We start from the raw sequence: 10422 nt of genomic DNA, 5'->3' as shown, positions 1-10422 counted from the left end.
CGAGGATCAATTCCTCCGCTTCATCCCCGAGAAAAATCGCCGCCCGCGACAGACTGTTGTGAATCGCCGGGCGCTCGGCACTCGGCAGCGGAAACCGCGTGCGCCGGTTTTCGTGGTCGATCCAGACCACGCTGTCGCCCTCGATCGCCAGCCGATGGGCCAGCGAATGGCTCCAGCCATGGCCGAGGCCGATATCGATTTCAGCGGCGCTGGTGCGGTACAGGCGGGTGAACTCGAACGGCAGCAATCCGTCGAGCACGCCGTCAGTCAACGTCAGCAGTTCTTCGCCGGTGACCATCGACACCGGGCAACCGTTGGTGCAGGTCAGCGGGGCGCAATCGGCGCTGTCGCCGTTGGGGTTTTTCGCCTGATCCGGAGCATCGTCACGGGGTTCGTGGCGTTCCAGTCGGGTCATGTGCCCGGATTTGTCGCGCGCGATGGCCGCCGGATTCGCGATCTTCAACGTCGAAGTGTCCGCCTGGCGAATCTCCAGGGGAACCGCAGGTGTCGGCTTCAACGGTGCCTGTCGGGCATTGACCATCAGCGGTTTCAACGCCTGCGCATGCGGCGTCAGGCCGGCTGGGGGCGTCAGCGAATTCAGGCGCAGCGCCGACGCCGCCAGCCACTCCCTGGCTCGTGGCGATTTGATTTTGTCCAGCACTTTGACGCTCAGTTGCAGCGGCACGCCGATGCCACCGGCCACCCGCGTCAGCAGCAAACCGATCAGGAGTTCGGCGCGAACCTCGGCGACCACCTCCGCCAGATATTGCGGTGGCAACATCTTGAGCCAACTGGTGAACGCGGCGAGATGGATGAACAGAAGTGGTTCGTCGCCGAGGATCAGCAGGCCATTGGCAATGGCATCGGTGGACGCTTTCAGCAAGGCGTCCAGATCCGCTTCGGACAGGTATTGCAGGAGTTTTTCGCTATTGGCCTGCAAGTCCGCCAGCAACGAAAACAGCTGTTTCACGTTGTCCCAGACACCGTTCAGTGCGGTTTCGAAGCCGCGCCAGTCAGCCTGTTGCAACTGGCCGTATCGCTGGCTGAAACCCGCGCTGGAAAACTCCGTCCACAGCGGCTGAAATCCGCTCCATTCCGCACGCAGCCAGTCCTCCAGGTTGTCGATGAGGCCTTGGTAGGAGGCGTACAGCGCTTTCACCCGGGCGGGAGATACGTCGGGGAAAAAGGTGATGCGATAACGCTGGCCGCGCTCGCAATCGCTCACTTCGAGAATGCCGCTGGGGCCGATGGTGTGGTGCAGCGGTTCACCAAAGGTCTGCACGCCATCGGCTTCGGCAATGAGCGGTTCCAGGGTGACCGGCGTATCGCCGATCGGTACGAAGCGCGCGGCTTCGAACATATGCACCAGGGTCAGCGACCCGGCGGCGGGGCACATGACCACTGACGAGCTGATGGGTTTGCGGCTGTTCAGCGGCGCGCTGAGGCGCACGTCGTTGCCGACCTTGAACACCTGTTCGACATCCAGCGCCGAACCGGTCCAGAACTGCTCGGCCCAGGTTTCATAGTTGTTGAGGCTCAGGCGGAACTCCCGGAACAGGGTTTCGATATCCGGGTGTTCGGGGTTCAGCGCGGCGACCACCAGAAGACCGATGCTGTTGTTCAGGGCCAGAAGCCGATCGGGTTGGAACATTGGCAATCACCGCGCATTTCGATGGATAGGCGCGGAACTTTGCGGGGGATCAAAAAGGAAAGAAGTCGGGAAAGTAAGCCTTGCTTGTAGGGCATTTCGCTAAATGCACAGCGGCCGTTCGGCGACCCCGGGAGATTGCCCGTTGCCCAATGTCCGTCGCGCTCGTTATGCTGCTGAACCCTTTAATCAAATCCCGGAAACGGCGCTCGCGAGGCCGGACGGGATGTCCTTTGATAACGGATCCGCTGATGAATGCACCGCTGAAGGCGTTCGGCCCGATCAAGGCCGTGATTTTCGATATGGACGGTTTGCTGCTGGATACCGAGGGCATTTATACCGAGGTCACTTCTCTCATTGCCGAGCGCTACGGGCGTACTTTCGACTGGAGCATCAAGCAGAACATCATCGGGCGCGGCGCGGGCGATCTGGCGCGCTATGTGGTCGAAGCACTGGATCTGCCAATCACCGCCGAGGAGTTTCTGGTGATCCGCGAGCCGCTGATGCGTGAGCGGTTTCCCACCGCGCAGGCGATGCCGGGGGCCGAGGAACTGATCCGTCACCTCAAGGCACACAACATTCCCATTGCGGTTGGCACCAGTTCGTCGCGTCAGTCGTTCGGGCAGAAAACCACGTTGCACCGCGACTGGTTTGCCTTGTTCGATTTCATCGTGACCGCCGACGACCCGGAAGTAGGCGCCGCGAAACCAGCGCCGGATATCTTCCTGACGGCTGCCCGACGCCTGGGTGTGGCGCCAGAGGATTGCCTGGTGTTCGAGGATTCGCCCTTCGGTGTCACGGCGGCGAAAGCGGCGGGTATGACCGCCATCGCGATTCCCGATGCGGCCATGGCGGATGAAAAATACGCACACGCCGACGGGATTCTTCGTACCTTGAAGGCGTTCACCCCGAGTGCCTGTGGTTTGCCGAGCCTGGAGTGGGCTTGATCGACTTATAAAGGTCGCACACAACAAAACGCCGCCCCACCTATCAAGGAGGGGCGGCGTTTTTGTTGGCGGTCACCCGTTGGATCAGGCGCCGAAACCACCGTCGATGGTCAGGCTGGCACCGGTGATGTAACCGGCTTCAGGGCCTGCGAGATAGGCGACGAAGGCGGCGATTTCTTCGGCTTTGCCGTAGCGACCGACGGCCATCAGCGGGATCAGACTGTCGGCGAAGTCGCCGTGAGCCGGGTTCATGTCGGTGTCGACCGGGCCGGGCTGCACGTTGTTGATGGTGATGCCGCGCGGGCCGAGGTCGCGGGCCAGGCCTTTGGTCAGGCCGACCAGTGCCGATTTGCTCATTGCGTACACACCGCCACCGCCGAAGGGCATGCGGTCGGCGTTGGTGCTGCCGATGTTGATGATGCGTGCGCCTTCGCCCATATGTTTGGCAGCCTCCTGGGACGCGACGAATACGCTGCGTACGTTGATCGCCAGGGTCTGGTCGAAGTCTTCCAGTTTGAAATCTTCCAGTGGCGCAATGGCCAGGATGCCAGCGTTGTTGACGAGGATGTCGAGGCGGCCAAAGGTTTCGACGGTGGCGTTCACGGCCTGGCGAATGGCGTTGGCGTCGGCGCTGTCGGCCTTGATCGCCAGGGCTTTGCCGCCGTTGGCGGTGATGCTGTTCTGCAACTCTTCAGCCTTGGCGGCGGAGCTTACGTAGGTGAAGGCGACAGCGGCGCCTTCGGCAGCCAGGCGCTTGACGATGGCAGCGCCGATACCGCGAGAACCGCCTTGAATCAGAGCAACTTTACCGCTGAGGTTTTGCGTGGTCATGGTCGAACTCCAGAGAATTCAAGGCGGGTTGCCTTGTTGTTGGAGGCGAGTATCTGCCCCGAACCCACAGCAGGGTAGACCATGATTGCTATAGTCTGTGTAAACCAAAAGTTTATAGTGGCGACCATGGAAACCTTCAGCAGTATCGAATGCTTTGTGCGTAGCGCCGAAGTCGGCAGCTTTGCCGAGGCTGCCCGGCGCTTGAGCCTGACCCCCGCCGCCGTCGGCAAGAGCGTGGCGAAACTGGAAGCGAGCCTCGGTGTGCGGCTGTTTCAGCGCAGTACCCGCAGCCTGACACTGACCGAGGCCGGGCAACTGTTCTTGAGCGAAGTCAGCGCCAGCCTGACCACGATCCAGAACGCCGTGGCCAATCTGGCCAGCGCCGGAGGACAACCGGCGGGAACCCTGAAAGTCAGCGTCGGCACGGCGTTCGGACGTTTGTATATCGTGCCGTTGCTCGGTGAGTTTTTGCGGCGGTTTCCGGCGATCAGCCCGGACTGGCATTTCGATAACCGTCAGGTCGATCTGATCGGCCAGGGCTTCGATGCCGCCATTGGCGGCGGATTCGAGTTGCCCCAAGGCGTGGTCGCACGCCGGTTGACCCCGGCCCATCGGATATTGGTGGCGTCGCAGGACTATCTGGATTCACGAGCGGCAATCAACGAGCCGGACGATCTCAAGCACCACGACGGCATTCTGATCCGTTCACCACAGACCGGCCGTGTGCGTTCGTGGCAGTTGACCCATCGCATCCGACAACACAGCCCGTTGGTACTTCGCGCGCGGATGACCCTGAGCGATTCCGAGGCCGCGTGCATTACGGCGGCGCAGGGGCTGGGGATTGCGCTGGTGAGCATGCCGTTTGCCGTGGGGTTTCTGGAGGCCGGCACCTTGCAGCGGGTGTTGCCGGACTGGTATGTCGATGACGGCAATATTTCGATCTATTACGCCGAGCACAAATTGTTGCCGGGCAAGACCCGGGCGTTTGTCGACTACATCATCGAGCAGTTTGCTGAGCGGGAGTTGGCGCGGCGGTTCAGTGCGGTTTGAGTCTGATCGGGAATCGGGTTGCTCCCTTCGCGAGCAGCCCGTTCCCATGGGGAATGCAATGGATTCAGCGCGAAAACCGCTCAGCCCAGCCAATGATTTTCTTCGGCCGAGGTGTCGCATAAGTCCGCACCTTGGACGTCGACAATCCCAACCGCACCAGTGATTCGGCGATGGTCACCGCCGCCGTCACGCCATCCACCACCGGCACTCCGGTGCGTTGGCGGATCTGCTCATCGAGCCCGGCCATGCCGCCGCAGCCCAGGCAGATCACTTCGGCCTTGTCCTGCGTCACCGCCAGTTCCGCCTGTTGCACGATGGCTTCCAGCGCGCGTTGCGGTTCGTGTTCCAGTTCCAGCACCGCCAGGCCGCTGGCGCGTACCGAGGCGCAGCGATCCCACAGGCCCGAGAGCTTCAGGCGATCCTCGATCAGCGGCACGGTGCGATCCAGGGTGGTGACCACCGAATAGGCGTGGCCGAGAAACATTGCGGTGCTGGCGGCCGCGTCGGTGATGTCCACCACCGGCACGTTGAGCAGTTCCTGCAAGCCTTCGCGGCCGTGTTCGCCGTAGCCGGCCTGGATGACCGCGTCGAACGGCTGGTCGTAGGACATCACCCGATCCATCACGGCGATGGCCGCCAGGTAACTTTCGAAATTGCCCTCGACCGAGTCGGCACCGAAATGCGGCGTCAGGCCGATGATTTCCGTGCCGGGCGAGGCGACGGCCTGCGCCGAACGGGCGATGGCCTGGGTGATGGATTCGGTGGTGTTGACGTTGACCACGAGAATTCGCATGAGAAGTCCTTATTGCAGTTGGTTCTGCGGCCCGCGAACGGGCCGCCAAAAAATCAGTGAATGACGTTATCCACAGCGATGGCTTCACCATCCACGTCGGCGTAGTGCGGCTGGCGCCTGGCGATGATCAGGTAGAGCATTCCGGCGATCCCCGCACCGATCAGCCACGAGAAGGGCGATACGCTGTGGAACCCCGGCACGAGCGCCAGCACGATGGCGATCAGCGCGGCGGGAATGAATGCCGCCACCGCGCGCAGGTTGACGCCACGGCTGTAGTAATACGCGCCGTTGGGGTTTTCGCTGTACAACTGCGGCACGTTGATCCGGCCTTTGCGGATCAGCCAGTAGTCGACCATGATCACGCCGTACAACGGGCCGAGCAGGGCGCCGAGGCCGGACAGGAAGTACACGATCACCATCGGGCTGTTGTAGAGGTTCCACGGCAGGATCAGCACGGCGAGGGTCGCGCTGATCAGGCCGGCGCGGCGGAAGGTCAGGTATTTCGGCGCCAGGTTGCTCAGCACGAAGGCTGGCGCGACGAAGTTGGCCATGATGTTCACCGCCACGGTGACGATCAGAAACGCCAGGCAACCGAGAACCAGGAAAAACGTATTGGGAATCGAGGCGATGATCTCGGTCGGGCTTTCGATGATCCGGCCGTTGATCTGAAATTGCGCGCCGCAGAGCAGGACGGTGATCCCGGCGAACACCAGAATGTTCACTGGCAGGCCCCAGAAATTTCCGACCTTGATCGTCTTGCGGCAGGGCGACGAGCGGGCGAAGTCGCAGAAGTTGAGGATCAGCGTGCCGTAGATCGCCAGCCACAGCGCACCACCGGCAAAGATGTTGCGCCACATCTCGCCGCCGGTCAGCGGTTCGCGGATCGACCAGGCAATGGTCGCGTTGGCCTGGGTGTACATCCACACGGCGAGGCAGGCAACGGTCAGCAGAATCACCGGCCCGGCGAAGGCTTCGTAGCGCCGCACCATTTCCATGCCGTAGGCCAGAATCGCCAGTTGCACGAACCAGATGGCCACGAAACACACCCAGCCCAGGCTCGAAAGGCCGAGGATCGAGTCGTGGTCGTACTCGGCGAAACCCGGGTGGACCGCTGTAAGCAACACCCGAAACACCACCGACGCCAGATAGGTCTGGATGCCGAACCAGGCGATAGCGATCACCGCGCGGATCAACGCCGGAATCTGCGCTCCGTGAATGCCGAAACTGATTCGGCTGATGACCGGGAACGGCACGCCGGTCTTTTGTCCCATGTAGCCGGACAGGTTCATGAAGAAGTACACCAGCGCCGCGCCGATCCCCAGCGACAGCAGAATCTGCCAGCCACCGAGACCGAGGGCGTAGAGGCCGATGGCAAACGAGTAGTTGGCGATGTTGTGCACATCGTTGGTCCACAGGGCGAAGATGCTGTATTTGCCCCAGCGCCGGCCTTCGGCCTTGGTCGGTGCCAGATCGCTGTTGTGCAGGCGCGGGCTCAGTTGCAGGGGGTCGGCCAGCCCGGCGTCGGGTACTGACGGGTCGAGTGAAGAGGCGGACAGATTCAGCGCGATGTTGTTATTGGAGAGACTTGTACGCATTCCGGCAGGCTCCTGATGTTCGGGGCCGCGATGACTGTGCATGAGCGTTGGCTCGACAAATCTTCGTCGCGGCGGTGAAACATCACTGGTTAGGGGCATCTGCAGCCTGTACGGGATAGGGCGCTTCAGGCATGCGGATCGAAAGTGTGTGTATGTCTTGAATTTATTGTATACAAAACATGCATGCACTTAAGCCAGAACTGTGCCAGTCACCGATCTATGAAAATCGGCGCTCATTTCGAAAAGTTATTGATGATCGATAAGGTGCTGAAATCAGGACGATTTAAATTGACCGATCGAACAGGTATTTATTTTTCAGGAGGGATTTGGCGCAACGGAGGGGAGCGGTGAGGGACGCAGAATGTAACTTTTCAGGGCGCCGAAATGAAAAGTGCACACATAAATGGCACCGATGGTGACATTTGTGTGTACACATTTTTATGCCTGGTGAACACGACTGTGGGAGCGGGCTTGCCCGCTCCCACAGAGGAGGGCCAGGTGTTACACCTTGGTGATGATATTGCCCGCGTGCAGCCCGCATTCTTTTTGGGTCGCTTCTTCCCACCACCAGCGGCCTTCGCGTTCGTGCTGGTTCGGCAGGACAGGGCGGGTGCAGGGTTCGCAGCCGATGCTGATGAAACCGCGCTCGTGCAGGCTGTTGTATGGCAACTCGAGCATGCGGATGTAGCCCCAGATCTCTTCGCTGGTCATCTGTGCCAGCGGGTTGAACTTGTACAGGGTGCGCTCCGGCGTCGAGAACGCGCTGTCGACTTCCATCACCGCCACCGCACTGCGAGTGCCCGGGCTCTGATCGCGGCGCTGACCGGTGGCCCAGGCCTTGACGTCGGACAGCTTGCGGCGCAGCGGTTCGATCTTGCGAATCCCGCAGCACTCGCCGTGACCGTCCTTGTAGAAGCTGAACAGGCCTTTTTCCTTCACGAACGGTTCAAGTTTCGCGTAGTCCGGCGAGACAATTTCGATGTCGATCTTGTAATGCTCGCGTACCTGTTCGATGAAACGGTAGGTCTCCGGGTGCAGGCGACCGGTGTCGAGACTGAAGACCTTGACGTTCTTGTTCAGCTTCCAGGCCATGTCCACCAGCACCACATCCTCGGCGCCGCTGAAGGATATCCACAGATCGTCGCCGAACTCGGCAAAGGCGAGCTTCAGGATGTCCTGTGCGGATTTGTTGGCATAGGTCGTGGCGAGTTCCACGACGTCGAACGTTGGGCTCATCAGGGCGGCTTCCTACAGGTCAGTGGCGCTGGGCGCTCTATATGGAGGCGATGGTAACAAAAAGCTGCGGCGGCCGGGGTTCCGCCTGCGTTGCGTGGCCGGGGAGGAGCCGCTAGAGTTCGGGCTCGCTCGACTCGATAAACATTACAAACGGGAGTGTCTTGTGGAAATTGCCTGTCTTGATCTTGAAGGGGTGCTGGTTCCGGAAATCTGGATCGCCTTCGCCGAAAAAACCGGAATCGAATCGCTCAAGGCCACCACCCGGGACATTCCCGATTACGACGTTCTGATGAAGCAGCGCCTGCGCATTCTCGACGAGCACGGCCTCAAGCTCTCGGACATTCAGGAAGTGATCGCCACCCTCAAGCCGCTGGACGGTGCGGTGGAGTTCGTCAACTGGCTGCGCGAGCGCTTCCAGGTGGTGATTCTGTCGGACACCTTCTATGAGTTCTCGCAACCGCTGATGCGTCAGTTGGGCTTCCCGACCTTGCTCTGCCATCGCCTGATCACCGATGAAAGCGGGCGGGTGACTGGCTATCAACTGCGTCAGAAAGATCCCAAGCGCCAGTCGGTCCTGGCCTTCAAGAGCCTGTATTACCGGGTGATTGCCGCCGGTGATTCGTACAACGACACCAGCATGCTTGGCGAGGCGGACGCCGGGATTCTGTTCCATGCACCGGACAATGTGATCCGCGAGTTCCCGCAGTTCCCGGCGGTGCACAGCTTTGCCGAGTTGAAGCAGGAGTTTCTCAAGGCTTCGAACCGGGAATTGAGTTTGTAAGCGACTGGCCGGACGCTCTCGCGGGCTTGCCCGCTCCCACGCGGACATGCATGTCCCTGTGGGAGCGGGTTGGCCCGCGAAGCGTTTAGAGGTTCTGCAAGGTGTCGAGCAGGACCTTCACCTTGGTGATCGATTCCTGATATTCAGCCTGCCAGTCCGAGTCGGCGACGATCCCGCCGCCGCCCCAGCAACACACCTGCCCATCCTTGACCAGCAGACTGCGAATGGCGATGGAGCTGTCCATCTCGCCGCGCACGTCCAGATACAGCAACGAGCCGCAATACAAACCGCGTCGGGTCGGTTCCAGTTCGTCGATGATCTGCATCGCGCGGATCTTCGGTGCGCCAGTGATCGAGCCGCCGGGGAAACTGCCGGCGATCAAGTCCAGGGCGTCGCGATCCTGGGCCAGTTCGCCGGTGACGCTGCTGACCAGGTGATGCACGTTCGGATAGCTTTCCAGGCTGAACAGCTCCGGCACGCGCACCGAGCCGATGCGGCAGGTGCGACCGAGGTCGTTGCGCAGCAGGTCGACGATCATCAGGTTTTCCGCACGATCCTTGGGGCTGGCCAGCAGTTCGGCGGCGTTCGCCGCGTCTTCGGCCGGGGTCAGGCCACGGGGGCGGGTGCCTTTGATCGGGCGGGTTTCCACCTGACGTTCGCTGACTTTGACGAAGCGCTCCGGCGACAGGCTCAGCACCGCGCCGCCATCGGGCAGACTCTGGAAACCTGAAAACGGTGTCGGGCAGGCCTCGCGCAGGGCGCAATAGGCCAGCCATGCGTCGCCCTGGCAGGGCGCGCGGAAACGCTGGGCGAAGTTGACCTGGTAGCAGTCGCCGGCCTGGATGTAATGCTGAATGCGCTCGAAGGCCTGGCGATAGGCGTCGGCCGAGAGGTCGGCGCGCATGGGTGTGTTCAGTTTGAACGGGACCAGTGACGGCGCGGTTGGCTGGGTGAACAGCGTAATCAGCCGCTGCTTTTCGCCGCCATTGACCGACGGGTGGAACACCAGTTGGCTGGTTGCCGCTTGGTGATCGCTGATCAAGGCCCAGTCATACAGACCGAAACGCGCGTCGGGCAGTTGCAGATCGTCTTGGGCCTGGCTGGGCAGGTTTTCCAGATGCCGGCCGAAGTCGTAGCTCAGGTAGCCGATCAGCCCGCCGGCAAACGGCAGTTCGTAGCCTTGCGGCAGTTCGGCGTTACCCAGGTGGCTCAGCGTGGTCCGCAGCCTTTGCAGGAAAAGGCTGCCGCTTTCGTCCGGCAGAACCGCCAGTTGCTCCAGCGGCCAGGCGCTGAGGATGTCATGACGGCCACGGTCGGCGCTGGGGCGGCCGCTGTCGAGCAGCACGGCGCCGGGCGCATGGCGGACTGCCGCGAAATACTCGGCGGGGTTGGCGCGGTAGGGGAGCGGGTGTACGGAACAGGTCAGCATGGGCGGGGCAGATCGGCCATCGAGGCGGGGTGGGGATTGTAGTCTGCTCCTTGGATTGCTCCTAGATCAAAATCAAGAGCAACCCCCTCACCCCAATCCTCTCCCCCAGAGG

At 61.5% G+C, this 10422-nt stretch carries 9 protein-coding genes; 3 read left to right on the top strand and 6 right to left on the bottom strand.

Going from position 1 to position 10422, the window contains the following annotated elements; genetic code table 11:
* Positions 1–1651: DUF6531 domain-containing protein (locus N8H74_RS24810; protein ID WP_262151045.1), on the bottom strand; the 1651-nt coding region annotated here is incomplete at its 3' end.
* Positions 1652–1899: 248 nt separating this feature from the next.
* On the opposite strand from N8H74_RS24810, the gene N8H74_RS24805 reads away from it, so the two are divergent.
* Complete coding sequence (locus tag N8H74_RS24805) at positions 1900–2595, top strand: HAD-IA family hydrolase (protein ID WP_217833985.1); 696 nt, start codon at positions 1900–1902, stop codon at positions 2593–2595.
* Between the two features lie 84 nt (positions 2596–2679).
* On the opposite strand, the gene N8H74_RS24800 is transcribed toward N8H74_RS24805, so the two are convergent.
* Positions 2680–3426 carry a 3-oxoacyl-ACP reductase family protein gene (locus N8H74_RS24800; RefSeq protein ID WP_262151042.1) on the bottom strand — a complete coding sequence of 249 codons (747 nt, stop codon included), beginning with the start codon at positions 3424–3426 and terminating at the stop codon, positions 2680–2682.
* A 126-nt stretch (positions 3427–3552) separates the two neighbouring features.
* On the opposite strand from N8H74_RS24800, the gene N8H74_RS24795 reads away from it, so the two are divergent.
* Positions 3553–4476: a LysR family transcriptional regulator gene (locus tag N8H74_RS24795; RefSeq protein ID WP_262151041.1), complete on the top strand. Its 924-nt coding sequence runs from the start codon at positions 3553–3555 to the stop codon at positions 4474–4476.
* A 64-nt stretch (positions 4477–4540) separates the two neighbouring features.
* Here the strand turns inward: N8H74_RS24795 and N8H74_RS24790 are convergent, their stop codons facing one another.
* The 3 genes from N8H74_RS24790 to N8H74_RS24780 all read right to left on the bottom strand — a co-directional run bounded on the left by N8H74_RS24790 (position 4541) and on the right by N8H74_RS24780 (position 8100).
* A complete protein-coding gene (locus N8H74_RS24790; RefSeq protein WP_217833988.1) occupies positions 4541–5269 on the bottom strand; it encodes an aspartate/glutamate racemase family protein in 729 nt (242 codons plus the stop codon).
* Positions 5270–5322: 53 nt separating this feature from the next.
* The gene (locus N8H74_RS24785; RefSeq protein ID WP_262151038.1) at positions 5323–6864 is read right to left on the bottom strand and encodes an NCS1 family nucleobase:cation symporter-1; all 1542 of its coding nucleotides are present in this window, start codon (positions 6862–6864) and stop codon (positions 5323–5325) included.
* Between the two features lie 501 nt (positions 6865–7365).
* Complete coding sequence (locus N8H74_RS24780) at positions 7366–8100, bottom strand: phosphoadenylyl-sulfate reductase (protein ID WP_262151036.1); 735 nt, start codon at positions 8098–8100, stop codon at positions 7366–7368.
* Positions 8101–8263: 163 nt separating this feature from the next.
* Here N8H74_RS24780 and thrH point away from each other — a divergent pair, with 163 nt between their 5' ends.
* Positions 8264–8881: a bifunctional phosphoserine phosphatase/homoserine phosphotransferase ThrH gene (thrH, locus tag N8H74_RS24775; protein WP_217833991.1), complete on the top strand. Its 618-nt coding sequence runs from the start codon at positions 8264–8266 to the stop codon at positions 8879–8881.
* Between the two features lie 85 nt (positions 8882–8966).
* On the opposite strand, the gene pabB is transcribed toward thrH, so the two are convergent.
* Complete coding sequence (pabB, locus tag N8H74_RS24770) at positions 8967–10310, bottom strand: aminodeoxychorismate synthase component I (protein WP_262151034.1); 1344 nt, start codon at positions 10308–10310, stop codon at positions 8967–8969.
* Between the last annotated feature and the right edge of the window lie 112 nt (positions 10311–10422).

Origin of the sequence: Pseudomonas sp. B2M1-30, assembly GCF_025447575.1 — a bacterium.
Lineage (GTDB): Bacteria > Pseudomonadota > Gammaproteobacteria > Pseudomonadales > Pseudomonadaceae > Aquipseudomonas > Aquipseudomonas botevensis.
The sequence above is the reverse complement of the archived record's forward strand: the minus strand, read 5'-3'. Positions and strand labels throughout refer to the sequence as shown.

Bases quoted from the DNA above. Each gene is read 5' to 3' on its own strand.
- N8H74_RS24790 (WP_217833988.1), bottom strand. From the start codon at position 5,269: ATGCGAATTCTCGTGGTCAACGTCAACACCACCGAATCCATCACCCAG.
- pabB (WP_262151034.1), bottom strand. From the start codon at position 10,310: ATGCTGACCTGTTCCGTACACCCGCTCCCCTACCGCGCCAACCCCGCC.
- N8H74_RS24805 (WP_217833985.1), top strand. From the start codon at position 1,900: ATGAATGCACCGCTGAAGGCGTTCGGCCCGATCAAGGCCGTGATTTTC.
- N8H74_RS24780 (WP_262151036.1), bottom strand. From the start codon at position 8,100: ATGAGCCCAACGTTCGACGTCGTGGAACTCGCCACGACCTATGCCAAC.
- N8H74_RS24800 (WP_262151042.1), bottom strand. From the start codon at position 3,426: ATGACCACGCAAAACCTCAGCGGTAAAGTTGCTCTGATTCAAGGCGGT.
- N8H74_RS24785 (WP_262151038.1), bottom strand. From the start codon at position 6,864: ATGCGTACAAGTCTCTCCAATAACAACATCGCGCTGAATCTGTCCGCC.
- N8H74_RS24795 (WP_262151041.1), top strand. From the start codon at position 3,553: ATGGAAACCTTCAGCAGTATCGAATGCTTTGTGCGTAGCGCCGAAGTC.